17 protein-coding genes and 1 pseudogene are annotated in these 26,025 nt (G+C 63.9%); 15 read left to right on the top strand and 3 right to left on the bottom strand.

The window, feature by feature from the left end; genetic code table 11:
- Positions 1 to 124: 124 nt before the first annotated feature.
- From ACCQ07_RS16395 to fhuE, 15 genes and pseudogenes are all read left to right on the top strand, one after another.
- Positions 125 to 1,183: a pilus assembly protein PilM gene (locus tag ACCQ07_RS16395; RefSeq protein WP_011348458.1), complete on the top strand. Its 1,059-nt coding sequence runs from the start codon at positions 125 to 127 to the stop codon at positions 1,181 to 1,183.
- Entirely contained in the window at positions 1,183 to 1,965 is a 783-nt protein-coding gene (locus ACCQ07_RS16390) for a PilN domain-containing protein (protein ID WP_011348457.1), read from the top strand. The genes ACCQ07_RS16395 and ACCQ07_RS16390 overlap by 1 nt, the downstream gene beginning before the upstream one ends.
- Positions 1,962 to 2,627, top strand: coding sequence for a type IV pilus inner membrane component PilO (locus ACCQ07_RS16385; protein ID WP_008575845.1), 666 nt, complete (start codon positions 1,962 to 1,964; stop codon positions 2,625 to 2,627). The genes ACCQ07_RS16390 and ACCQ07_RS16385 overlap by 4 nt, the downstream gene beginning before the upstream one ends.
- Positions 2,624 to 3,157: a pilus assembly protein PilP gene (locus tag ACCQ07_RS16380; protein WP_007974439.1), complete on the top strand. Its 534-nt coding sequence runs from the start codon at positions 2,624 to 2,626 to the stop codon at positions 3,155 to 3,157. Before ACCQ07_RS16385 ends, ACCQ07_RS16380 begins: the two co-directional genes overlap by 4 nt.
- A 19-nt stretch (positions 3,158 to 3,176) precedes the next feature.
- Positions 3,177 to 5,138 (top strand): type IV pilus secretin PilQ, encoded by a 1,962-nt coding sequence (locus ACCQ07_RS16375; protein ID WP_372363459.1) that lies wholly within the window; start codon positions 3,177 to 3,179, stop codon positions 5,136 to 5,138.
- A 233-nt stretch (positions 5,139 to 5,371) separates the two neighbouring features.
- Positions 5,372 to 6,334: pseudogene (locus ACCQ07_RS16370) on the top strand (IS1595-like element IS1595 family transposase).
- Positions 6,335 to 6,636: 302 nt separating this feature from the next.
- Positions 6,637 to 7,656, top strand: a complete 1,020-nt coding sequence (locus tag ACCQ07_RS16365; protein ID WP_218489717.1) for an AAA family ATPase — start codon at positions 6,637 to 6,639, stop codon at positions 7,654 to 7,656.
- Positions 7,657 to 7,676: 20 nt separating this feature from the next.
- Positions 7,677 to 8,639: a DUF58 domain-containing protein gene (locus tag ACCQ07_RS16360; RefSeq protein ID WP_372363458.1), complete on the top strand. Its 963-nt coding sequence runs from the start codon at positions 7,677 to 7,679 to the stop codon at positions 8,637 to 8,639.
- Positions 8,640 to 8,641: 2 nt separating this feature from the next.
- Complete coding sequence (locus ACCQ07_RS16355; RefSeq protein WP_029820182.1) at positions 8,642 to 9,103, top strand: DUF4381 domain-containing protein; 462 nt, start codon at positions 8,642 to 8,644, stop codon at positions 9,101 to 9,103.
- Positions 9,100 to 10,116 (top strand): vWA domain-containing protein, encoded by a 1,017-nt coding sequence (locus ACCQ07_RS16350; RefSeq protein ID WP_029820181.1) that lies wholly within the window; start codon positions 9,100 to 9,102, stop codon positions 10,114 to 10,116. Before ACCQ07_RS16355 ends, ACCQ07_RS16350 begins: the two co-directional genes overlap by 4 nt.
- Entirely contained in the window at positions 10,104 to 11,921 is a 1,818-nt protein-coding gene (locus ACCQ07_RS16345; RefSeq protein ID WP_055026788.1) for a VWA domain-containing protein, read from the top strand. The genes ACCQ07_RS16350 and ACCQ07_RS16345 overlap by 13 nt, the downstream gene beginning before the upstream one ends.
- Positions 11,918 to 13,666, top strand: coding sequence for a BatD family protein (locus tag ACCQ07_RS16340; protein WP_277574722.1), 1,749 nt, complete (start codon positions 11,918 to 11,920; stop codon positions 13,664 to 13,666). The genes ACCQ07_RS16345 and ACCQ07_RS16340 overlap by 4 nt, the downstream gene beginning before the upstream one ends.
- 626 nt (positions 13,667 to 14,292) lie before the next feature.
- Positions 14,293 to 15,573: a dicarboxylate/amino acid:cation symporter gene (locus tag ACCQ07_RS16335; protein WP_014090951.1), complete on the top strand. Its 1,281-nt coding sequence runs from the start codon at positions 14,293 to 14,295 to the stop codon at positions 15,571 to 15,573.
- 224 nt (positions 15,574 to 15,797) lie between these two features.
- The gene (gene tkt / locus ACCQ07_RS16330) at positions 15,798 to 17,798 is read left to right on the top strand and encodes a transketolase (protein ID WP_029820177.1); all 2,001 of its coding nucleotides are present in this window, start codon (positions 15,798 to 15,800) and stop codon (positions 17,796 to 17,798) included.
- Positions 17,799 to 18,527: 729 nt separating this feature from the next.
- Complete coding sequence (fhuE, locus tag ACCQ07_RS16325) at positions 18,528 to 20,711, top strand: ferric-rhodotorulic acid/ferric-coprogen receptor FhuE (RefSeq protein ID WP_136732489.1); 2,184 nt, start codon at positions 18,528 to 18,530, stop codon at positions 20,709 to 20,711.
- 475 nt (positions 20,712 to 21,186) lie between these two features.
- On the opposite strand, the gene ACCQ07_RS16320 is transcribed toward fhuE, so the two are convergent.
- The 3 genes from ACCQ07_RS16320 to ACCQ07_RS16310 all read right to left on the bottom strand — a co-directional run bounded on the left by ACCQ07_RS16320 (position 21,187) and on the right by ACCQ07_RS16310 (position 25,934).
- The gene (locus ACCQ07_RS16320; RefSeq protein WP_209261361.1) at positions 21,187 to 21,906 is read right to left on the bottom strand and encodes a M23 family metallopeptidase; all 720 of its coding nucleotides are present in this window, start codon (positions 21,904 to 21,906) and stop codon (positions 21,187 to 21,189) included.
- Between the two features lie 2 nt (positions 21,907 to 21,908).
- Positions 21,909 to 22,838, bottom strand: coding sequence for a L,D-transpeptidase family protein (locus tag ACCQ07_RS16315; protein ID WP_029820174.1), 930 nt, complete (start codon positions 22,836 to 22,838; stop codon positions 21,909 to 21,911).
- 381 nt (positions 22,839 to 23,219) lie between these two features.
- Positions 23,220 to 25,934: a TonB-dependent receptor gene (locus ACCQ07_RS16310; RefSeq protein ID WP_372363457.1), complete on the bottom strand. Its 2,715-nt coding sequence runs from the start codon at positions 25,932 to 25,934 to the stop codon at positions 23,220 to 23,222.
- Positions 25,935 to 26,025 lie beyond the last annotated feature (91 nt).

Below are 26,025 nucleotides of genomic sequence, written 5' to 3'. Positions count from 1 at the left end.
GACAGTACTGGGGTCGCGTCGCCGGGTCATTGCCTAGCGCGTGAAGGGCTTGTCAACTGTTAAAATTTGATTATTAATACGAGGGCGCACGTGCGTCCAAGTGCCCGTCGGCAGGGGAGTTACCGTGGGGCTTTTACCCAAGAGTCAGTCGCCACTGATTGGTGTCGACATTAGTTCTACTGCCGTGAAGCTCTTGCAGCTATCGCGCAGTGGGAACCGTTTTCGCGTGGAACATTACGCGGTGGAACCATTGCCGCCGAATGCGGTCGTGGAGAAGAACATCGTCGAAGTGGAGGCGGTGGGCGAAGCCATTCGCCGCGCCATCAACCGTTCCGGCAGCAAGGCCAAGAACGCGGCCGCTGCTGTCGCCGGGTCGGCGGTGATCACCAAGTTGATCCCGATGCCGGCCGATCTGGACGATAGCGACCTGGAAGCCCAGGTCGAACTGGAAGCCACCAATTACATTCCGTACCCGATCGAGGAAGTCAATCTCGATTTCGAGGTGCTGGGCCCGATGCCCAACAGCCCGGATATGGTGCAGGTGCTGCTGGCCGCCTCGCGTTCGGAGAATGTGGAACTGCGCCAGTCGGCGCTGGAACTCGGCGGTTTGACCGCCAAGGTCATGGACGTGGAGGCCTTCGCGGTCGAAAACGCCTTCGCGCTGGTTGCCAGCGAATTGCCGGTGGCCGCCGATGCGGTGGTGGCGCTGGTGGATATCGGCGCCACCATGACCACGCTGAGCGTGCTGCGCTCCGGTCGCAGTCTGTATAGCCGCGAGCAGGTGTTCGGCGGCAAGCAGCTCACCGACGAAGTGATGCGCCGTTACGGGCTGACCTATGAAGAGGCTGGCCTTGCCAAGCGTCAGGGCGGCCTGCCGGAAAGTTACGAGGTCGAGGTGCTGGAGCCGTTCAAGGAAGCCACGGTGCAGCAGATCAGCCGTCTGCTGCAGTTCTTCTATGCGGGCAGTGAGTTCAACCGCGTCGACTGCATCGTGCTGGCCGGCGGTTGCGCCGCGCTGGCGCGCCTGCCGGAGATGGTGGAAGAGCAGCTCGGCGTGACCACGGTCGTTGCAAATCCGCTTGCCCAGATGACGCTTGGTCCGAAGGTTCAGGCCCATGCGCTGGCGCTGGATGCGCCTGCATTGATGATCGCCACCGGCCTGGCCCTGAGGAGCTTCGACTGATGGCAAGAATCAATCTATTGCCCTGGCGCGCGGAGCGCCGAAAGGCACGCGAGCGCGAGTTCTATTCGATGCTGGGCTTCGCCGCATTGGGCGGCGTGCTGTTGTCGGCGTTGATCTGGTTCTATTACGACGCGCAGATCAGCGGCCAGACCGAGCGCAATGCGTTTCTGACCACCGAGATCGACAAGGTCAAGGCGCAGAACGAAGAGATCAAGGAACTCGACAAGAAGAAGGACCGCCTGCTTGCCCGCAAGAAGGTGATCGAGGAACTGCAAGCCAACCGCTCGCAGATGGTGCACCTGTTCGATTCGCTGGTGCGCACCATTCCCGATGGCGTGGCGCTGACCAACATCAAGCAGGATGGCGACATCCTCACGCTGGAAGGTCGCTCGCAATCGAATGCGCGGGTCAGTGCATACATGCGCAACCTGGAAAGCTCGGGCTGGATGACCAATCCGGACCTGTCGATCATCGAGGCCAAGAGTCAGGACAAGGCCGGTCAACCTGCCGCGTCGTCGATGGACACCAAGACGCTGCCGTACGTGTTCACGCTCAAGGTCAAGCTGGCCAACCCGAACGAGGCTGACAAGAACGGCACCGCGCCGGGCGCAGCGGATCCGGCTGCGCCGGGCACCGCAGCACCGGGTGCTGCGCCTGCCGGTGCGACGCCTGCCGCTCCGGCCGCGGCGCCTGCGCCCGCAACGCCGCCGGCCGCTGCTCCTGCACCGACGCAGGCAGCACCGGCGCCAGCCAATCGGCCGCAGGAGGGGGCGGCGTCATGAGTAAGAAATCATTCAAGCTCAGCGATCTGGATTTCAACAACATCGGCGGTTGGCCGCAGCAGGCGCGCATCGTGTTCTGCGTGGTGGTCGGCTTGTTCATCATGGTGCTGGCCTGGTTCCTGTTGATCAGCAGCAAGCGCGATGAACTGGAAGGCCTGGAAAGCACCGAATCCCAGCTGCGCACCGAGTTCGAGACCCAACAGGGCCGCGCGGTGAACCTGGAGCCGCTCAAGCAGCAGCTCGCGCAGATGGAACAAGTGCTGCAGCAGATGCTGCGTCAGCTGCCCAGCAAGACCGAAATGCCGGATTTGATCATCGACATTTCGCAGACCGCGTTGTCCAGCGGCCTGTCCAACGAGCTGTTCCAGCCCGGTCCGGAATCGCCGAAGGAGTTTTACGCCGAAAAGCCGATCGCTCTGCGCATGGTGGGCAGCTATCACCAGTTCGGTGCCTTCGTCAGCGGTGTGGCCTCGCTGCCGCGCGTGGTGATCCTGACCATGCACGACATCAACCTCAAGCCCAAGGACCCCAAGGCCGGTATCGGCCCGCGCGGTGCGCTGGAGCTGTCCGGAACGGTCAAGACCTATCGTTATCTGGACGATGAGGAAATGGCCGAGCAGGAAAAGGCTGCGGCCAACGCTGCGAAGAAGGGCGGCCAATGACCATGAAATTGCTCAAGATTCTGTCCTGTGTGGCGTTAATTGCAGTATTGCCGGCGTGTACGCGCGGTGTGACCAGCACACCGGGCGATGCGCCGAATCTGGAGGCCTGGGTTGCCGAGGTGCGCGCGCGTCCTGCGCCGCCGCTGGAGCCATTGCCGGTGATGCAGCAATTCGAGACCTTCGAATATGCAGCGCAGGCGATGCGCGACCCGTTCAGCGATGCCTGGGTCAGCGCGGAAGGTGGCAACGGCACGCGTCCGGATCCGAACCGGCGCAAGGAACCGTTGGAAGCCTTTCCGCTCGACGCCCTCGACATGGTGGGGACCATTGGCGGCGGTTCGGGCCTGATCGCATTGGTGATGGCGCCTGACAAGGTGACCTACCGGGTGCGGCCGGGTGTGTATCTGGGACAGAGCGATGGCCGGGTGACCGGGGTCTACGAAGACCGCATCGAGCTGATTGAACTTGTGCCGGACGGTGCGGGTGGATGGCTTGAACGGCCGGCCGCACTCGCATTGGATGATCAATAAAGTGATAGGGGATAGCACGATGACGTTTTCCAATGCCCAGCGGCTGCGTCCGGTACGACGCCACGCGATCTTCCAGGCCTGCGCGTTGGGGTTCGCGCTGGCACTGGCGAGCGGCAGCGCGTTCGCCGCCGCGGCGCTGACTCAGCCCGCGCAGGATCCGGCCAAGGTCGCTCCGGCGAGCCTGGCGGTGTCCAAAATCGATTTCAAGCGCGGCGAAGACGGCGCTGGCCGTCTGATCCTGCAGTTCGACGGCCAGGGCGCCAGCCCGGACCTGCGGACGCAAGGCGACAACGTGCTGGTGGACATCAGCAATGCCAAGCTACCCGCCGAGCTGCAACGCCCGCTCAATGTCACCGACTTCGCCACGCCGGTGCGGCGCGTTGAAGTGAAGCCGTCCGGCTCCGGTTCGCAGCTGGTGCTGTCGACCAAGGGTGCCTTCGACTCGCTGGCCTACCAGACCGGCAACGAATACGTGGTGGAAATCACCCCGCGCAAGGGCCAGCCGGCGGTTGGCGGTGTGAGCCCGGCGGCGGTCACGCAGGCTGCCGCGCAGATCGCTGCGCGCGGCTACAGCGGCCGCCCGGTGACGTTCAACTTCCAGGACGTGCCGGTGCGCACCGTGCTGCAGCTGATCGCCGAGGAGTCCAACCTCAATATCGTCGCTTCCGACACCGTGCAGGGCAACGTCACGCTGCGCCTGATGAACGTGCCGTGGGACCAGGCGCTGGACATCGTGCTGCGTGCCAAGGGCCTGGACAAGCGCCGCGATGGTGGCGTGGTGTGGGTCGCCCCGCAACCGGAGCTGGCCAAGTTCGAGCAGGACAAGGAAGACGCCCGCATCGCGATCGAGAACCGCGAGGACTTGATCACCGATTATGTGCAGATCAATTACCACAACGCTGCGGTGATCTTCAAAGCGCTGACAGAGGCCAAGGGGATTGGTGGCGGGCAAGGTGGCGGCCAGGGCGGACAAGGTGGTGCGGGGCAGCAGGACAATGGTTTCCTTTCGCCACGTGGTCGGTTGGTTGCCGATGAACGCACCAACACATTGATGATCAGCGATATTCCGAAGAAGGTCGCGCAAATGCGCGAGCTGATTTCGCATATTGACCGCCCAGTGGATCAGGTGCTGATCGAGAGCCGGATTGTCATTGCGACGGATACTTTTGCGCGTGATTTGGGTGCGCGCTTTGGTGTCTCGGGCGCGACTGGGCGCGGAATTCTGAGCGGTTCGCTGGAAAGTAATGTGAATTACCAAAACACCTCGGCCCAGCGCGCCAACGAACTCGCTAGTACTGCGACTGCAACCTCGCCTGGAACTAGCAATACCATCCCGCAATTTCTGTTTCCGTCAGGCTTGAATATTGATCTTGGAGCTGGCGGTTTTACGAACAGTGGCGCCGCTGGTCTGGCCTATACCTTGTTGGGCTCGAACTTCAATCTGGATATCGAGCTTTCCGCAATGCAGGAGGAAGGGCGTGGTGAAGTCGTCTCCAACCCTCGCATCGTGACTGCAAATCAACGCGAAGGCGTGATCAAGCAAGGTCGTGAAATTGGCTACGTCACCATTAGTGGTGCTGGCGCCGCGGGTGGTGGCTCACAGGCTAATGTTCAGTTTAAAGAGGTCTTGCTCGAGCTAAAAGTCACTCCAACAATCACTAACGATAATCGTGTTTTCCTTAACATGAATGTCAAAAAAGATGAGGTGGCTCGATTTATTACTCTGCCGCAGTACGGTACTGTTCCCGAAATTAATCGTCGCGAGGTCAACACTGCCGTCCTGGTGGCAGATGGTGAGACGGTTGTTATCGGCGGTGTATATGAGTTTACTGATCGTGAGAGCGTGGCCAAGGTTCCGTTCTTAGGCGATATTCCATTCTTGGGGAATTTGTTCAAAAAGCGTGGTCGTAGCAAGGAAAAGGCAGAGCTTCTTGTGTTTGTAACGCCCAAGGTGCTTCGTGTGGCAAGCGCGGCCCGCTAAGACTTAAATATTTAAAGTAAAGAGGTCGCGAAAGCGGCCTTTTTACTTTTTGAGGCGTAAGTGTGCGCCAAGGTGTGCATTGCACTTATTTCTATGTGCCGCGTCGAAATTTACTTAGCGTTAGGCAATGCCAAGTCTGCTCCTGATTAGCCCTGACCTTCAGCCGCCAGTCGCAGGATCTGCGCCGCGCTGGGTGGATGCTGCTGTCACTCTGAAGCCAACGAGGTGACGTGATGAGCATCAATGCGGTGCAGTTCCAGGCTGGATTGTCGATGCCTGAGTTCTTCGCGTTCTACGGCACCGAGGCCAAGTGCTATCGCGCGCTCTACACGTGGCGTTGGCCGCAGGGCTTTCGTTGCCCTGTTTGTGCCGGGCGCGTGCGCTCGCGTTTCAAGCGGCGTGCTGCGATCTACTACCAATGCAGCGCGTGCCGGCATCAGACCAGTCTGATGGCAGGCACGATGTTCGAAGGCACCAAACTGCCGCTGCGCACCTGGATGCTGGCCTTGCACCTGTTGACCTCGACCAAAACCAACATGGCCGCACTGGAGCTGATGCGTCATCTGGGGGTTAACTACAAGACGGCCTGACGGATGAAGCACAAGATCATGCAGGTCATGGCCGAGCGTGAAGCCACGCGGAAATTGGCGGGTTTCGTGCAGATCGACGATGCCTATCTCGGCGGCGAGCGTAACGGTGGCAAGGCCGGACGCGGATCAGAGAACAAACAAGCGTTCCTGATTGCGGTGCAGACCGATGCCACCTTCACCGCGCCGCGCTTTGTGGTGATTGAGCCGGTGCGCAGCTTCGACAACACCTCGCTGCAGGACTGGATTGCCCGTCGCCTGGCGCCCGAATGCGAGGTCTACACCGATGGGCTGGCCTGCTTCCGCCGGCTGGAAGACGCCGGCCACGCGCACACCACGCTGGACACTGGCGGTGGTCGTGCCGCGACCGAAACGGCCGGTGCACGTTGGCTCAACGTGGTGCTGGGCAATCTCAAACGCGCCATCAGCGGCGTGTATCACGCTATCGCGCAAGGCAAATACGCAAGGCGCTACCTGGGAGAAGCGGCCTATCGTTTTAATCGTCGATTCCGCTTGCGCGAGATGCTGCCGCGACTTGCCACGGCCATGATGCAATCCAACCCATGTCCAGAGCCGGTCCTGCGTGCAGCGAGCAATTTTCATGGCTGAGAGTCAGGGCTAATCAGGAGTCTGCTTAAGGCGTCCCGCTATCCCGGGCATGGCGATTGGCTGCTAATTTTGAAAGTATAATTTCTAAATATGAACTATTTTGATTTGTAAATATTGAATGAGGGCATGACGCCAAGCGATGGAGAAAAGTGCCGATACGTTATCCTGGGGCTCAGGACCAGCCCTTAGGTGGAAATTTGCTCCAGCTCAACCTTCGTGCCGTACTGCTATGTTTGGCCTTGACTGAACCTGGCCCCATCGCCGAGTGAACCAATCGCGTTCGAATCAGTCACACTGGACCTATGAACGCACCGCCACTGCTCCCCCCCGAAGCCGTTGCCGCGCCCGCCGAGGACCGGCTGCACCGTCAATTCACCTCGCTGCGCGAATCGCTTGCGCAGCGCATCGTTGGCCAGGCAGCGCTCGTGGAGCGGCTGTTGATTGCCTTGCTGGCCGATGGCCATCTGCTGGTCGAGGGCGCGCCCGGGTTGGCCAAGACCACCGCGATCCGTGCGCTGGCTTCGCGGCTGGAAGCGGATTTTGCCCGGGTGCAGTTCACCCCGGACCTGCTGCCTGCCGATCTGACCGGTACCGAAATCTGGCGGCCGCAGGACAGCCGGTTCGAGTTCATGCCCGGGCCGATCTTCCACCCGATCCTGCTGGCCGACGAAATCAACCGCGCACCAGCCAAGGTGCAATCCGCGCTGCTGGAGGCGATGGGCGAGCGGCAGGTGACGGTCGGCCGGCATACCTATGCGCTGCCGCAGTTGTTCCTGGTGATGGCGACGCAGAATCCGATCGAGCAGGAGGGTACGTTCCCGCTGCCCGAAGCGCAGTTGGATCGCTTCCTGATGCATGTGCGCATCGGCTATCCCCAGGCCGACGCCGAGGCGGAAATCCTGCGCCTGGCACGCGAGGCCGCCCGCGACACGCTGGAAAAGCACGAGACCGTACCCGACAAGATTCCATTGGAAGATGTCTTCGCCGCGCGCCGTGTGGTGCTTGACGTGCATCTGGCACCGCAGCTGGAACGCTATCTGATCGAAATCGTGCTGGCCTCGCGCGATGCCAAGCGTTACGACCCGGCATTGGCACGGAGGATCGCCTGGGGCGCCAGCCCGCGTGGCTCGATCGCACTGGAACGGTGCGCGCGCGCAAGGGCGTGGCTGGCCGGGCGCGACTACGTGACGCCGGACGATATCCGCGCCGTTGCCCCGGACGTACTGCGGCATCGCGTCCTACCCAGCTACGAGGCCACCGCCGAGGGTTGGGACGGCGAACGCCTGATCGCTGCATTGCTCGAAAAGATTCCGCTGCCCTGATCGGGCAGCGTCGCTGAGGTATGCCGCACTCTCGCCAGACACCGATGTCTTCGATGCCGTTCTCGTCCCCTGCAGCCGCCCCCTCGCCAGTCGCTGGCGATGGAGTGCGCCCAGCGCTTGCAGAACTGATTGCGCTGCGCGGTACTGCAATCCATCGCGGTCAACCGGGACGTGGCCGGCACGGGGTGGTGGGGCCGGTGCCGGCCGCCACGCGCGGGCGCGGCATGGAATATGCCGAGTCGCGTGAGTACGTGGCTGGCGATGATGCGCGGCATATCGATTGGCGCGTGACCGCGCGAACCGGGCGAGCGCACACCAAATTGTTTCAGGCTGAGCGCGAGCGTTTGAGCCTGATCGTGGCCGATACCTCGCCTGCGCTCTTCTTCGGTACGCGCGTGCGCTACAAATCGGTGCAGGCCGCACGCGCCGGCGCGGTCGCCGCATGGCTGGCGCAGCGCCGGGGCGATCGCATTGCAGCCTTGCGCGGCACCGCGAGCGAGGCGCCGATTGCGCCGCGGTCCGGTCAGCGTGGTGTGCTGCCGGTGTTGGATGCCTTGGCGCGTTGGTATGCCCAGCCGCCGTCCGGCGATGCGGGGCTGGAGGTGGCGCTGGATCATGCGGCGCGCCTGTTGCGCCCCGGCGCGCGCCTGACCGTGCTGGCCGATGCGCGCAGCGCCGGCCGGATTTCTGCCACGCGCTGGTCGGGCTTGGCCTTGCATCACGAGGTGGTGGTGATCGTGCTGGTCGATCCGCTGGAACTGGCGCCACCGGCACGTGCAGTCACCTTCGACGTGCGTGGCGAGCGCATCGCGATCGATCTGTCGACCCAGGCCGGACGTGCACGCTGGCAGGCCGAATTCGTCGCGCCGCTGGAGCATTTGGGATCGCTCCTGCAGGCACGCGGCGTGCGCTTGCATCGCCTGTCCACCGACGATGCCAGCGATGCGTGGTTGGGCGGCAGCCCTGCCGCGCGGAGTCGCTGACGATGTCCCCGCAGTCGCTGCCGCTGCGTGATGTGCACCTGCCGCCGTCGCCGTCGTGGTGGCCGCTGGCACCGGGCTGGTGGCTGGTGATCGCGGTTGTCGTGCTGGTGGTGGGGAGCGCATGGGTCTGGTGGTGGCGCCGGCGTCAGTGCCAGCGCCGCTGGCTGGCTGCGTTCGATGCGGAACTAGCGCGCGCCACCACGCCTGCGCAGCGCTTGGCGGCCGTGTCGGTGTTGCTGCGACGTGCGGCGCGGCGCGTCGACCCGCAGGCCGACCGCTTGCAGGGCGAGGCGTGGTTGCAGTTTCTGGATGGGCGCAAGCGCAAGGACCAGGTGTTTTCGCAGGGGCCGGGCCGGGCTGTACTGGAAGGCGGCTTTCAGCGCGCACCCACCATCAGCGATCTGCCTGCGGTAGAAGCGTTGGCGCGGCAGCGCTTTGTGGCGTTGATGCGGGGCCGGCGATGAACTGGTTGCAGTGGTCGCAATGGCAGGATGCGTTGGCGCACTGCGCCTGGCCGTGGGCGTGGTGGCTGATGCCCTTGCCGTTGCTGATGTGGTTCTGGCCCCAACGCCGCGCCGATGCGGCCGCACTCCGCGTGCCATATGCGGAGCAGTTGCAGGCGGTGGCGCAGGCCAAAAGCGCGCCGGTGCTGCGGATGCCGCGTTGGCTGGCGTGGCTGGCTTGGTTTTTGTTGTGTGCTGCGCTGGCACGTCCGCAGCAATTGGGCGAGGTGATTCAACCACCGCGCGAGGCGCGCCAGATGATGTTGGCGGTGGATCTTTCGGGCAGCATGAGCGAGCCCGACATGGTGCTTGGTGGCAAGGTGGTGGACCGGCTCACCGCCGCCAAGGCCGTGCTGTCGGACTTTCTGGATCGGCGCGACGGCGACCGCGTCGGTCTGCTGGTGTTTGGCCAACGCGCGTATGCGCTGACACCGTTGACCGCGGATCTGACCTCCGTGCGCGATCAGTTGAGCGACAGCGTGGTGGGCTTGGCCGGGCGCGAAACCGCGATTGGCGATGCGATCGCCTTGTCGGTCAAGCGCCTGCGCGAACAGAAGCAGGGCCAGCGCGTGGTGGTGTTGCTCACCGATGGCGTCAACACCGCCGGCGTACTCAATCCCCTGAAGGCCGCGGAACTGGCCAAGGCCGAAGGCGTGCGCGTGCACACCATTGCCTTTGGCGGCAGTGGCGGCTATTCCTTGTTCGGGGTGCCGATTCCGGCCGGCGGCAACGACGACATCGACGAAGACGGGCTGCGCAAGATCGCCCAGCAGACCGGCGGGCGCTTCTTCCGCGCCCGCGATACTGAGGAGCTTGCCGGCATCTATGCCGAGCTGGATCGGCTGGAACCGGTCAAGGGACTGGGGCCTTCGGTGCAGCCGCGCGTCGAGCGTTACTACTGGCCATTGGGCGCGGCAATCGTCGTTGCCCTGTTGGCCTATCTGCTGCCGCGGAGGTGGCAATGGACGCGCTGACCGAGCTGGCGGGGTGGCTGCAGTCGTTACATCTGTTGCGCCCGACGCTGTTGTGGGCGCTGTTGGCGATCGTACCGGCGGCTGCGCTGTGGCACTGGCGTCGCCGCGATGCCGACGTCTGGCGGCAAAGCGTGGATGCGCATCTGTTGCCGAAGCTGTTGGTCTCCGGCGGTCGGCGCGGATGGCTGGGATTCGTGCTGGCTGCGCTGACCTATGCGTTGGCCGTGCTTGCGATGAGCGGGCCGAGCTGGCGGCAGACCGAGCGTCCGGTGTTTCAATCGAGCATGCCGCTGGTAGTGGTGCTGGATCTGTCGTCCAGTGCCAACGCAACCGACCTGCCGCCTTCGCGCCTGCTGCAGGCGCGCGCCAAGCTGGCGACGCTGCTGCGCAAACGTGCCGGTGGCGAGGTGGCATTGCTGGTGTATGCAGGCGAGAGCTTTACGGTTGCGCCATTGACCGAAGACAGTGCCAACGTGGCCTTGTTTCTGGATGCGCTGTCGCCGTCGGTCATGCCGGTCGATGGCAAGCGTGCCGACCGGGCGATCGATGCGGCCGCGCAGTTGTTGCAGCAGGCCGGCTTCAAGCAAGGCGAGATCCTGCTTGTCAGCGATAGCGCAGATCGCTCCGCCGAAAGTTCGGCGCGGGTGGCACGTTCGCGCGGCTTCAGTGTCTCGGCGCTCGGTGTGGGCGGCGAGCGCGGTGCGGCGTATCGCACGGCCAGCGGTGAAATTGCACAGGCCAAGCTCGACGAGGGCAGTCTGCGCACCCTGGCCGCGCAGGGGGGCGGGCGCTATGCGCGCATTGCGCCGGACGATGCAGACCTGCGGGCGTTGGGCGTGCTCGATCCATCGCAACAGCCGTTGGCCGATGAAACCGCCGAGTCCGATGGCGGCAAGAGCTGGCTCGACGAAGGCTATTGGCTGGTGCTGCCGGTGATGCTGCTGTCCCTGCTGGCGTTTCGTCGCCGCGCGGTGGTGGCCGTGCTGGCGATGGTGTGCGTGCTGCCGCTGGCGCAGCCCGCGCACGCGGCCGATGGCACCTTGTGGCAGCGTGCCGATCAGGTGCAACAACAGCGCCTGGATGCCGGGGTGCAGGCGTATCGCAAGGGCGATTTCGCAGCGGCGCAGAAGGCCTTCGAAGCGGTACCGACCGATGAGGGGCTGTACAACCTCGGTAACGCGCTGGCGCGACAAGGCCAGTACGACGCGGCGATCGCGGCCTACGACCGTGCGCTCAAGCAACATCCGAATCAGCAGGACGCCATCGCCAATCGCGCGGCGGTCGATGCGGCGCGCAAGCGCCAGCAGCAGACCAACAAGGATGGCAAGGGGCAGTCCAAGGACCTGAAGCCATCCGGCCAGGATGGGAAGGGGCAACAGCAGGCGGGCCAGAATCAGCAGGACAAGCAATCCGGCCAGGATGGGCAGAACCAGCACGACAGCAAGAACCAGCCCTCTGAGGGGCAGCCGCCACAGGACGGCAGGCCACAAGATGCGCAGGCCAAGAACGGGCAGGGCGAGCAACGCAAGCAGGACACGCCGCCGCAATCTGCCGATGCCAAGGCGCAGCAGCAGGCCGATGAGGCACAGCGTCGCAAGATGCAGCAGGCCATGGCGCAGGCGGGCAACAAGCAGGCCGATGCCAGCGGCAAGCAGGAGGCCGCCGTCGCCGGCGAGACGCCGGAACAACGCGAGCAACGTCAGGCGGTGGACGCATGGCTGCGGCGGGTGCCGGACGATCCGGGCAGCCTGCTGCGTACCAAATTCAGGCTGGAATACGAACGCAGGCAACGGGACGGACGATGATCGGCAGACAGCATTTACGTCGCGCGGCAATCGGCATGCTGGCCAGCGTGGCACTGTTGGCGTGCGCGCCGGTAGGTGCGGTCACGCGCGCGTGGCTGGATCGCGACAGCGTCAATGCCGGCGATGTGGCGATGTTGAATATCGAAACCGACCAACGCGGCGTCGACCCGGATTACACGCCGCTGCGCAGCGATTTTTCGCTGGGCGCCAAGAGCGCCAATCAGCAGATGCAGGTGACCAATGGGTCGGTGACGGTGCGCGCCTTGTTCGGCGTGGTACTGACGCCGCGCAGGAGCGGCGAACTCATCGTGCCGGCGATACGCGTGGGCAATGAACGCACCGAACCGCTGCGCCTGCAGGTGGTTGGCGCGGCGAACGATCCCGCGAGCAGCTCCGGCAACGCTGCCGGCGCGCCGAGTGCGGCGCAGGGCAATGAAGAAGCCTTCGTCCAAACCCAGGTGGACGACCCGCAACCCTACGTGCAGCAAAGCGTGGGCGTGGTGGTGCGGTTGTACTTCGCCACCCAACTGGCATCGGGCGAATTGGATCTTGAGGCACCCGATGGGGCATCGATGCAGCGCGTCGGCGACGACGTCAGCTCGGTCAAGGTCGTCAATGGACGCCAATATAATGTGGTGGAGCGGCGCTACCTGCTGGTGCCCGAGCGCAGCGGTCGCCTGCTACTGCCGCCGGCACGTTTCAACGGGCGTTCGGTAGGCGGGTTTTTCGACGATTACTTCGGGCGCGGCAACGGTGAGTTGAGTGCGCGCAGTGCGAGCATTCCGCTGCAGGTGCGCGCGCAACCGGCCAATGCGCCGCAGCCGTGGCTGCCGTTGCGCAGCCTGCAGTTGCGCTACACGACCACGCCTCAGCGGGCGAGAGCCGGTGAGGCGGCCCAATTCGTGGTGGAAGCCAGTGCGCGCGGCGCGACCCAGGCGCAGTTTCCCGAATTGCCCACGCCCAGCGTGCCCGACGCGCAGGTATTCGCCGAGCCGCCGCAATTCGAGGAACGCTTTGTGGACGGCTCGCCGCAACTGCGACTGACCCGGCGCTATTCGATCGTGCCCAACCGCGCCGGTCCGTTGGTGGTGCCCGGGCTGCAGATGGCATGGTGGGATGTGGGGGCAGGCGCAGCCAAGACCGCGTCACTGCCCGACCTGACGCTTGATGTGGCGGCAGGTAGCGGTGCGTTTGCGACGCCTGCGCCGGCATCGGCGCCGACTCCGGCACCCGATCAATCGGCGCCGACACCCGATCGCACGCTCACCCTGCAAGCACCATCTCCCGCGCGAACGCCGTGGGGATGGATCGCGGCGGCGATCGGATTTGCGCTTTTGTGGATCGCCACGCTGGTGTGGGCGTTATTGCGTCGGCGCGGTGCTCCGCGCGGTGCATCAGGCGGCAATGAGGGCAACGGCAGCAACGTGCCAGCCCAGGGCAGACGTGCGACCCACGGCGTTGCCGAGTTGCGCCGCGCGCTCGACACCGGCGGCATGGACGAGGTAGCGGCGGTGCTCTGCGGCATGGCCGGCGTTGCCGATATCGATGCAGTGATGGCGGCATTGGCCGACCCGGCGCAGCGTGCAGCCGTGGCGCGCATGCAGCGGGCACGCTGGGGCGGCGACGGCGATGTGACCGGCGCGCGCGCTGCCTTGCGTGAAGCGTTCGCCAAGGGGCCGCGCTGGCGGCATGCAAGTGCGGCCGAACCGGAGGTGCTGGCGCCGCTGTATCCGCCTGCGCCTTGATTGACGGTGTCGCATTGATGGCGGCCTGGAACGACTGACATATTGGCCGCGCAGTTGCAGCCGGGGTGACGAAGGGTCTGCAACAACGGTACTTCGATTGCTGGTGGGGGATCTGCACACCTAACAGTGGCTCGTTAGATTTTGTTGGCCGCCATTACTTGCTCTGAGCGGCGACATTGCCTTCCAGCGCGGATAACGCGTCGATTTTGGATGCGCGTGATCTGCAAACTATGGGGCACAGAGCAAGGAGCGTTGGCGCTGGGTTAGCCGCAGTGCCCTTGCCCGCCCCCTCGCCGGACACGCTGCAAGTACGTCCTTGTAAGCTCGGTGGCGGCATCCATGCCGCCAAGGGTCCCGCGAGCGGCGAGGGCAGGCACCGCGCACTCGACAGGCGGGCTTTCGCTTTCAGCCATCTGATTTCATCTGAACGCCGCGACGGCTCGAAATGCCGGCTGTCCTGCTTTGCGCCTAAACAGCAACTCCTGCAGCCAACTGCAAAACGCCTGCCTCACCCGACAGCGAGAAGCTCGCCTACCCGCACCAGGCATATAGCAGCACCCGGGTAGGTGGCCGCATCCATGGCGTTTGTTAAGCTCCGGTCTTTGTGTCCACCAAGGCCTGACCAGATGACAGCATCCCCAGCCACGCGCCGCCCGGGCCTGCCCCTGCATTGGAAGATGGGAATTGGCTTTGCCGTTGGCCTGTTGTTGGGCCTGGCTGTCTATTACCTGGCCGGCAGCGACGCTGAGTGGGTGCGCCTGGCGACCAAGTACGTCACCACGCCGTTTTCGCAGGTCTTCCTCAATCTTATCTTCATGCTGATCGTGCCGCTGCTGTTCTCGGCGCTGGTCATGGGCATTTCCGAAATGGGCGACATCCGCGCGCTCGGGCGGGTGGGGTGGCGCACCCTGGGCTATACCGTGGTGCTGTCCGGTGTGGCGGTGTTGCTGGGGCTGGTGCTGGTCAACGTGCTCAAGCCCGGTGCGGGCGTGGACCCGCAACTGGCCAGTCAGCTGATCCAGGAAAATGCCGAGCGCACCCGCGAGATCATTTCCAGCTCCGGCACGCAGCCGCAGGGCATGGACATGCTGCTGTCGATCGTGCCCAGCAACGTGATTGCCGCCGCGTCGAGCAACGGCGCGATTCTGTCGCTGATGTTTTTTGCGGTGATGTTCGGCGTGGGCATGGTGCTGACCGAAGACGAAAAGGTCGCCACATTGCGGCGCGGCATCGAAGGGGTCTTCGAGATTTCGATGACCTTGATCGGGCTGGTGATCCGCCTGGCGCCGTATGCGGTGGCGTGTTTCATGTTCAACCTGGCCGCGCTGTTCGGCTTCGATCTGCTGATTCGTCTGGGCGCCTACGTGGGCGTGGTGGTGTTGGCGCTGGGCCTGCACATGGTGGTCAGTTACGGCATTGCGGTGAAATTCGCCGGACGCTCGCCGCTGGGTTTTTTCCGCCAGACCCAGGAAGCGACGGTGATGGCGTTCTCGACCGCGTCCAGCAACGCGACCCTGCCGACGGCGCTACGCGTGGCCGACGAGATGGGCCTGCCGGCGCGCGTGTCGCGTTTCGTGCTGACCGTGGGCGCCACCGCCAACCAGAACGGCACCGCACTCTTCGAAGGCGTCACGGTGATCTTCCTGGCGCAGTTCTTCAACGTGGACCTGAGCCTGGGCCAGCAGTTCATGGTGATGCTGGTCTGCATCCTGGGCGGGATCGGCACGGCCGGCGTGCCGTCCGGCTCGCTGCCGGTGGTGGCGCTGATCTGCGCGATGGTCGGGGTCAACCCGGTGGGTATCGGCATGATCCTGGGCGTCAACCACTTCCTGGACATGTGCCGCACGGCGCTGAACGTGACCGGGGATCTGGCGCTGACGACCTTGGTGGCCAAGGGCGAGGAATAGGGAATCGGGAGTCGGGAATGGGTAAGGCGGGCTGGTGCGAGGGTGGGGTGTGACGGTGCGCTTCACGGATGGCTACGGTGATTAGGCGCGCATGTGATTGCATCGACCAATCGGCAACACTGCATCCGACTCTCTATTCCCGATTCCCGATTCCCCTAACGCGCTGTGTGGGAGAATAGGGGCCTCCGCTTCCAGCGGTGTTCCCTCCGCTTCCATAGACGCCCATGACCCAGCCCACCCGCCGCCAGCTGGCCAACGCCATCCGTTTTCTTGCCGCAGACGCGGTCGAAGCCGCCAAGTCCGGTCATCCCGGCATGCCGATGGGCATGGCCGATATCGCCGAAGTGCTGTGGAACGACTTCTACCGGCACAACCCGAACAACCCGCAGTGGTTCAACCGCGACCGCTTCGTGCTCTCCAACGGCCACGGTTCGATGCTGCAGTACGCGCTGTTGCACCTGTCCGGTTACGACCTGCCGATCGAGCAGCTCAAGCAGTTCCGCCAGCTGCACAGCAAGACCGCCGGCCACCCCGAGCGCAGCGAAACTCCCGGCGTGGAAACCACCACTGGTCCGCTCGGCCAGGGCTTCGCCAATGCGGTCGGTTTCGCGTTGGCCGAGAAGTTGCTGGCGCAGCGCTACAACCGCCCGGAGCTGGAAATCGTCGATCACCGCACCTGGGTGTTCATGGGCGACGGTTGTCTGATGGAGGGTATTTCGCACGAAGCCGCCTCGCTGGCCGGTACCTGGGGCCTGGGCAAGCTGGTGGCGTTCTGGGACAACAACCAGATTTCCATCGACGGCAATACCGCCGGCTGGTTCAGCGACGACACCCCGGCGCGTTTCGAGGCCTATGGCTGGCACGTGATCCGCGATGTGGACGGGCATGACGCCGACAAGATCAAGGCCGCCATCGAGGCGGCGCTGGAAAACACCGACAAGCCCACGCTGATCTGCTGCCGTACCAAGATCGGCTTCGGTGCGCCGACCAAGGCCGGCAAGGAATCCTCGCATGGCGCGCCGCTGGGCAAGGACGAACTGGAAGGCGCACGCAAGGCGTTGGAATGGCCGTACGGCCCGTTCGAAATTCCCGAAGAGATCTACGCCGGCTGGCGTGCCGGCGGTACCGGTACCTTGCGTCAGGCCGAATGGGAGCAGCTGTTCGACAAGTATGCCAAGCAGTACGCCAGCGAAGCCGACGAGCTGACCCGTCGCTCGCACGGCGAGTTGCCGGCCGACTTCATCGCCAAGGCCGATGCCTACATCGCCAAGGCGCAGGAAGAGGGCCAGACCATTGCCTCGCGCAAGGCTTCGCAGCTGGCGATTGAAGCGTTTGCCCCGCTGCTGCCGGAGTTGATCGGTGGTTCGGCCGACCTGGCGCACTCCAACCTGACCTTGTGGAAGGCCAGCAAGTCGGTCGCCACCGACGACCCGGATGCCAACTACGTGTACTACGGTGTGCGCGAGTTCGGCATGACCGCCATTGCCAACGGTCTGGCGCTGCATGGCGGGTTCATTCCCTTCGACGCCACCTTCCTGGTGTTCAGCGACTACGCACGCAACGGCGTGCGCATGAGCGCGTTGAACCCGGCGCATGCGATTCACGTGTACACGCATGACTCGATCGGCCTGGGCGAAGACGGCCCGACCCATCAGCCGGTGGAACACCTGGCCTCGCTGCGCTACATCCCCAACAACGACGTGTGGCGCCCGGGCGATGCGGTGGAATCGGCAGTGAGCTGGAAGGCGGCCATTACCCGCAAGGACGGCCCGAGCTGCCTGATCTTCAGCCGTCAGAACCTGCAGCATCAGCCGCGCAGCGCCGAGCAGATCAAGTTGATCGAACGCGGTGGTTACGTGCTGGCCGATGCCCAAGGCGGTACGCCGGACGTGATCCTGATCGCCACCGGCTCGGAAGTAGGCCTGGCGGTGGAAGCCAAGCAGACGCTGGATGCGGCCGGCCTCAAGACGCGCGTGGTGTCGATGCCGTCGACCGATGTGTTCGACCGCCAGGATGCGGCCTATCGCGAGTCGGTGTTGCCGAATGCCGTGCGCAAGCGCGTGGCGGTGGAAGCGGGCGTGACCGGCTTCTGGCGCAAGTACGTCGGCCTGGATGGCGATGTCGTCGGCATGGATACCTTCGGCGCCTCGGCACCGGCCGATCAGCTGTATGCGTACTTCAAGATCACTGCCGAGCACGTGGTGGCCGCAGCGAAGGCGCTGTAGCGCGCTGATATGAGTCACAAAGACGCCGGCGAAAGCCGGCGTTTTTGTTTGTGGCGGATGTCCCAACGCGCTGCGTTTCGCGCACTCGCGGTGCGATGTCTCCATTTCGAGTGCTGCGTGGCCGGCGGAGGGGGGGCGCCCGCATCTCTGGCAACGCCGCATGTCGCGAGAATTTGCGCAATTCGATGCGAGCGCTTCCTGCAGCGGTGGATCGGAGCGCCGCAGTCTTAGGGACGATCGCCATCGCAACAGTACGCAAACCCGCGGCATGCATCATTGCGGCAACCGTGGCGGCCGACGGGTTGCCAGATGCATGTGTAACCGCAATGGCTGCGCGGGAGGGCCTGCACAGGGTGGCGCCAACGCGCGAGGCCATGCCCGCCACGTATGACGGCTGATGGCAGAAGCGGGACAGCTGCGGCCCGTGGACCTGGCGCCGGCGAGCCGATGCGTACGCGGCGGCTCTTGCACGCCATGGTCTCCCACGCGTGATATCGCGACCCGGCAGGGCGTGGAGCCAGGGAGCCAGGGAGCCAGGGAGCCAGGGAGCCAGCGTTCGCCTTGTGGCGGTCGATACCAACGAGGTGCTACGCGGGCTATTTAAAATGTGAATCATTCCCATTAAAATGATGCGCTGCCGATGGTATGGCGCACCGTTCCTCCCCCTTGTTGCCGGCGCTGCGCCTATGCGGTGCGTACGGCCCGATCCGCCTGCGTTGGAGTCACCCGATGATCCGTAGTACCGAAATGCGTCTTATTTCTGTGGGCGCACGCCGCCACGCCCTGCCCCGCGCACTGTTCGCTGCGCTTTGTACGCTGGCCGCCGGCCAGGTCTTGGCAGAAGCGCCCACCGCCGATGCCGAGGTCACCACACTGGACCGGATGACCGTGCAGGGTGAGCAGGCCAAGGGCTATACGGTGGAGAAAACCTCTGCCGGGACGCGGATGAACCTGGCGCTGCGCGAGATTCCGCAGTCGGTCACCGTGATCACCCGCGAGCGCATGGACGACCAGAACCTGCAGAGCATCACCGACGTGCTCAACAACGTCACCGGTATCTCGGCTTCGCAGAATGACAGCGAACGGTTGGACTTCTATGCACGCGGCTTCTATATCGATAACTACCAATTCGATGGCATCCCGGCCTACATGGAGCAGGCGTGGAGCTACGGCGATTCGGCACTGGACGTAGCGCTGTACGACCGGGTGGAAGTGGTGCGCGGCGCAACCGGTTTATTGACCGGCTCGGGTAATCCGTCGGCCTCGATCAATCTGGTACGCAAGCATGCGCTCAGCCGCGACTTCACCGGCACCGTGTCGGTGGGCGGGGGAGACTTCAACAAGACCCGCAGCGTGGCCGATCTCACCGTGCCGCTGAGTCCCGAAGGCACCGTGCGCGCACGCGTAGTGGGCGTGTATCAGGACGGCGAATCGGACATGGATCGCTACAGCCTGCGCAAGAAGATCGGCTCGGCCATCATCGATGCCGACCTCACCGACAGCACGCTGTTGAGCGTGGGCTATGAGTACCAGAAAAAGGAATCGGACGATGTCACCTGGGGCGGCTTCCCGCTGTTCTACAGCGATGGCACGCGTACCGACTACAAGCGCTCGTTCAATCCGGCGGCCGACTGGACGTTCTGGGACACGCGCCTGCAGCGCACCTTCGCCAGCCTGCAACAGAGCTTCGACAACGGCTGGACCCTCAAGGCCAATGTGAGCCACGAAAACACCGAAGCGACGAACCACCTGTTCTATCCGTTCTACACCATCTTCGGCTTCGACCGCACCACCGGCGGTGGGGTGGTGCCGTATTCGGGCAACTACCAGACCGAGCGCAAGGCCGACGGCGCCGACGTGTATGCCCAGGGCCCGTTCCAGCTGTTCGGCCGCGAACATCAACTGGTCGCCGGCGCCAGCTACAACCGGCGCGAGTACGTCAATAACGGTACCTTCGACTTCCCCGCACCCCTGGACAGCTACCTGGGCTGGAATGGCGCGTATCCGGAGCCCAACTGGAGCCCGCGCACGGTGCAGAGCGATGGCACCATCAAGCAGAAGGCCGCCTACGTGGCCGCACGCTTCTCGCTGGCCGATCCACTGACGTTGCTGGTGGGCGCGCGCTATACCGATTGGCAGATTGACGGCCGTAACGCCGATGCGACGCAGGGGCTGGTGCCGTTCTCCGACACCCAGACCGAAGTCACTCCATACGCCGGGCTGGTCTACGACATCGACGATGTCTGGTCGACCTATGTCAGCTACACCGAGATCTTCAACCCGCAGACCTTGCGCGATGCCAATGGCGGCTACCTGGATCCGTTGAGCGGCAAGGGCTACGAAGCCGGCGTCAAGGCGGCCTGGTTCGACGACCAGCTCAATGCCTCGCTGGCCCTGTTCCGCATCGAGCAGGACAATCTGGGTGTGGCGACGAGCACGCTGGTGCCGGGCAGCAGCGATTTTGCTTACGTCGCTGCCAATGGTGTGGTCAGCGAAGGCTTCGATTTCGAACTCTCCGGCCGCCTGACTCAGGGCTGGAACGCGACCTTGGGCGCCTCGCATTACACCGCACGCGACGACAGCGGTGCCTCGATCAACACGCAACTGCCGCGCACCACCATCAAGCTGTTCAGTAGCTACACCCCACAGGGCGCGTGGAGCGATCTGACCGTGGGCGGTGGCGTCAACTGGCAGAACCGTTCGTACTATGTGGACCCGGTGTATGGCACCTTCCAGCAGAGCCCGTACGCAGTGGTCAACGCGTTTGCGCGCTATCGCCTGTCGCCGCAGTTTTCGGTGCAGCTCAATATCGACAACCTGCTCGACAAGCGTTATTACGCGCAGTTCAACAATGGCTATGGTGCGTGGGGCGCATCGCGCAACGGCATGCTGACCTTCAACTACACGTTCTGATCTGAAGCGACATCGGGCGTCTGCAACGCTCGCTGCGATTACGCCATGGCACGGGCATCTTGCGAAAGATGCTTGTGCTTTTTGGTGTTCCGAGTTTCAGCAGATTGCAGGGAATTGCACTGCCGAACAGGGCCTCTGTCAGCCGCGCTGATTGCGCGATCAGGGCGCGCGGTGCATCGAGACCTCGATTGTCGTGAGGCAGCGTGTCGCGTCATCGAGTCAACATGCATGCGATGCACTAGACATCAGCGCCACACGTGCGCTGCGAAGTCCGCAATGCAAGGGGTTCGCTGTGCATGACTGCCGATCGGCGTAGCGCGCTGCGCCGATGTACCTGCTGCTTATTGCAAAAGCGGCTGCAGATACGGTGCCATGACCTCTGCCAACCAGTCGATGAAGGCGCGCAGGCGTTGCGGCAGATGGCGGCGCTATGCGAAAAACGCAGGCCGTAGCGAGACACACTTGGGCGACCATCTCACTGCAGGGGCTGGTCCCCGTGCAACACCGGATAGGGATTGAGCGCCTCGCCCTTCCACCATTGTTTTTCCGGCCCCAACCGATGGATCTCGAAGTGCAGATGCGGTGCGGCAGGATTGGCGTTGCCAGTGCTGCCGACATAGCCGATGACCTGGCCTCGCTTGATCGATTGTTTCTCCGCCAGGCCGTCGGCGTAGCGCTCCAGGTGCGCATAGTAATAGCAGTATTTGCCGCCAGGCTCGAACTGGTAAATCGTCAGGCCCCCACGCTCGCTGGTGAACAGTTTCTCCACCGTGCCGTCGGCAACTGCCACAACCGGTGTGCCGGTAGGAGCGAGGATGTCGATGGCATCGTGCACGCGGCCTTCGCTGCGCGCATCGGTGAAGGTGTCCTGCAACTGGCTGGCGCCGATGCCCTGTACCGGAATCAGCAAGTCGCTGCCCGGTGCCGCAGCGGCAGGCGGCTGCGCTGGCGTTGTTGCGGCAGGCATGCCGGCGGGCGCGGGATCGGACAGTGGTGCTGAGGCAGCCATCGGTGCCGCCGTGGCGGCCGCTGCAGGGGCTGCCATCGGCGCAGCACTCGCTGAGCTGCGATCTGTTGCGATGGGTGCAGCGCTGGATGACGGTTCTACTTTCGCTTCCGGCGCGGTGCGTTCCAGCCACCAATAGCCGGCCGCGCCCAGCACGACGCCCACCACCAAGGTCAACAGCAGTTTCATGTCTATTCCTGCATCACCACCGGCACCGACGGGCCCACCACGCTGGCGAGGTTGACCACGTCCCAGTTGGTCAGACGCACACAGCCATGCGATTCGGTCTTGCCGACATGGCCGGGCTCGGGCGTGCCATGCAAGCCGTAATGCGGTTTGGACAGATCGATCCAGACACGGCCGACCGGATTGTTTGGGCCCGCTGGCAAGGTGGCCTTCTGATCGCCCTTTTTCGCGTCCCAGAACAGTTTGGGGTTGTACTTGAACACCGGGTCGCGCGAGATGCCGAGAATTTTCCAACGGCCGATGGGCAACGGGTCGTGCTTGCTGCCGGAAGACACCGGGAATTGCGCATAGACCTTGCCGTCGGCGTCCAATAGCCGCAGCGTCGAATCGGACTTATCCACCACTAGCTTGGCTGGCTTGGCCAGGGGCGGCACCCCGTCGATGTTGGGTACCTGAATCACGCTGCCGGCCTTGCTCAGATCCACGCCAGGGTTGAGTTGGGCCAGCAGCGCGGGGTCTGCGTGGAAACGTTCGCCCAGCGCTTCGTCGACGGAGGCATAGCCAAGCGCAGTCAGCTTGGCCTGCTCGGCAGGCCCTTTGGGAATGGGTTGGAACGGGCCGGCGACATCGGCGTCGGTAAGCGTGTACTGCACCAGGGCCGGTGTGGTGTCGGCCTGCAGGGCTTGCCAGGTCGCGTCATCCAGCTCGCCTGTGGCCTTGATGTTGTGGGCGGCCTGGAACCCTGACACTGCGCGCTTTTGATTGGAACCGCGCTCGCCGTCGATCTGGCCCGGCGAAAAATGCGCGCGATCCAGCAACACCTGCGCGTGCAGGTCCGAGCGCGCACCGGTAGGAACAACCTTGGCCGCGGGAGCTGCGGCCGATGCAGGCGCAGCGGCAGGCGCGGGCTGTTGCGCCTGCGCCAGCGCAGACAAGGAAGTACCCAATGCAAGGGCAAGCAAGCAGGCGCGAGCGTAGGGGCGTGGTGGCATGTGCAGGTCCGAAAGAGGCATGCGCGCACCTTGCCGCAGCCGCCTGCGTTTTCTGCGTGAAATCGCTGCACCGGTACTGACTGGGCAAGCGGTGCGATGCGGCATTGCGGTGGACATTGCGCGCTGCGCAATCGACTGACGCAGCACACCGTTGTGACGGAGCCTCACTGCCGATACCGATACCGATACCGCGGCGCGATGATGCGGCTGCGCAATCGCGGATCCAGCAATGGCACTGCGACAGCCGCTGGATAGCAGGTGGCAATCGCCGCAGCGGCGTACTTTCCGTTGAAAGATCACCGCTGCAGCGTGCCGGCCTATGGATCAGTACGTGTAGCCCAAGGTCAGCATGTAGGTGCGTCCGGTTTGCACATAGGCACCGTCGGCGCCGGGATCGTAGGCCATGTAGCGCTTGGACTTGCCCTGCGTTTCGTAGAACGTGGCGGCATTGAGCAGGTTCTTTGCCGACACGCCGACATCGATATGGTGCGGCAAGTGATAGGTCGCGTTGAAATCCAGCGACTTCACCGGCTGCAGGTAGTAATTGAGACGGTCGGTGGTGAGCCCCAGCAGTTGCAGGCCGGTGTAGTTGTAGCTCAGGTCCGTGCGCAGGTGCGTGTCGTCGTAGAACAGATCCAGGTTGTAGATGCGTTCCGGTGCGCGCGGCAGCCAGGTCTTTTCCGGCTGGTCGCTGCGTTTGCTATCTGCCTGGCTGTGCTGCAGCGTAAGGTTGGCGGTGACGCCGAAGTTGCTCCAGAGGCCGGGCAACTGTTGCAGGCGCTTGCTCGCCGCCAACTCCAGCCCATAGAGCTTTGCGGTGCCGCCATTTTGCGGCATGGTCACCGGCACGCCATTTTCGAAGGTGGTGCCGGTTGGCACCAGGCCGCCCAGGGTGCTGTCGTTGCTGGTGGCCGATTGCGAGGTATAGATGAACCCATTGATGCGCTTGTAGTACGTCGAGGCGCTGAGCACACCGCCCTCGTGGTCGTAGAATTCGGCAGACAGGTCGGCGTTGTCGGCGGTGCTCGCCTGCAGGTTGGGGTTGGGCTTGGAGATGCCGACCACTCTTTGGGTGTCGTCGATCGAATACACCGTCTCGCCGGAAATCAGCCCGAATGCCGGGCGACTGAAACTGCGGCGCAACGACGCGCGATATACGGTGAGATCGTCCGGCCGATAGTTGACGCTGATGCCTGGCAAGACTTTGCCATAGGTACTGCCGCTGCCGACGAAACTGCCGGTGCTGCCATCGCCGTTGGATTGCCAGGAGTCGGCCGAATACTGGGTCAGTTCGTAACGCACGCCGGGCAGTATGCTCACCTTGCCGAGATGCAGCGCCGCCATCGCATAGCCCGAATAGATCGCTTCGGTGCTGGAGGTGGTGTTGGCGTTGTAGTCGTTGGCGGTATAGATGCCTGCGCCGTTCGGGTCGTCGATGTACTTGTAAGGCAGCGCCTGCGCGCGCATCCAGCCGCGATCGAGCAGCTTGAACGGCCCCGCATAGTGACCATCGAATGCGTTGTACGTGATGCGGCCGGGAATCGCGCTCAGCGGCGGGCCACCGGCGGTGGGAAACGCGTAATTGGGGCCGCCAAAGTACGGGCCGTTGGTGACGAAGTTGCCATCCTTGTGGAAGAACGGGTGGTCATAGGCGTCGCGCTCGGAGTGATCGGCCGACAGGCCAAGTTTGACGCTGTCCAGCACAGCGCCATCGACCTGGTACGCAATGTCGGTATGCGCGTTGAAACGGTTATCGTGGCTGCCGGCGTCGTGGCCCTGCACCTTCCACAACAGCGAAGAATCCAGGTTGTAGAAGAAGTCCTTCAACGCCGGCGAGCTTGGGCCGATGCTCGGGTAGGTGGGGTCGCTGAGGTCGAAGGCGAAGCTGCCCGGGGTAAACCCATACAGACTGGCCGACACATAATCCGGCCGGCTGCGCGTGCCGCGGCCGAACGAGGTACCGTAGTCCAGGTGCAGCCGGTCGAGCGTGGTCTGCCCGCCCAGTTGCACCGTGGCCAGCGTCTCGTCGATATCGTGGGTATTGAAGTACCCGCCGCGCACCGCCGTGGGCTGGTTGCGATAGGTCTCCAGGCGCGCACTGGACTGGTCCTGCGTGCCGGTGACGCCGTAACTGCCGTAGATGGCACGTGCATACAACGCGCTCGTGTCGCCCTGCCAATCCAGCGACAGGTTGCCGCCATAGCGTTCGATCTGGCTGGCGTAGAGGCTGTACTTGTAGCGGGTGCTGATCAGCGGGCCGACATCGCGCAAATCGGTGGCGGCGGCGAGCGCAGGGTCGGCGGGCACGTATTTGCTGTTGGGCGCAGGGGCCTGCGCCATGTTGTTGTTCTTGCCGTAATAGGCCGAGGCGTAGATGCCGAAGGCATCGCCTTCCCCGAACTTCCAGGCCAGCTCTTGCTGGAAGGTGCCGCCGCTGTCCTTGCCACCCAGGTGGTGGGCCAATGCATTGAACTGACCTTGCGCGGTGCTCTTGGCATAGAGGTCTTGGTCGAAATCAAATGCATTGGGGGTGCGCATATCGATCGCGCCGCCGATCGAATCGCCGGGCATGTCGGGCGTCGGCGATTTGGAGACCTGCACCGACTGGATGCCGAATGGCGCCAGCATGTTCAAGGAAATGGCGCGCGTCGAGGAGTCGGTTTCCGGCATGCCAAAGCCGTTGAGCGTGTATGCGTTATAGCTGGCGTCCATGCCGCGGATGCTGACGTAGGCGTTCTCGCCGGTGGTGGCCTGGCCAAGATGCATGTCGCTGTAGGCCGATAATCCCGGCATGTGCGCTACCACATCGGCAATGCCGCCGGAGGGAATTGCATCGATCTGCTGCTTGCTCATCACGCTGTTGACGCTATTGGACAGGCGCTGTTCGTTGAGCGAACCGGGCGCCGCGGCCTGGGTGGCTTGCACGTTGACCGAGTCCAACGTGGTGGTGGTCATCTCTGCAGCGCACGCCAGCGATGGCGCGCAAAGCGCCGCGGCAATGGCGCAGGTCAAGCGATGGAGGGGGCGGGAAAACTGCATCTTGATGCTCGCGTGATGGGGGAGGGGAGGCTCGCGCCCGGGCAGCGGGCACGGCCATGGATCGCCGACGCTTCCATTGCGACAGGGCTGA

The organism is Xanthomonas sp. NCPPB 3583, assembly GCF_041475715.2.
Taxonomy (GTDB): Bacteria; Pseudomonadota; Gammaproteobacteria; order Xanthomonadales; family Xanthomonadaceae; genus Xanthomonas; species Xanthomonas euvesicatoria.
Note: the sequence above shows the minus strand (reverse complement) of the source record. Positions and strands in the feature narration are given on the sequence as shown.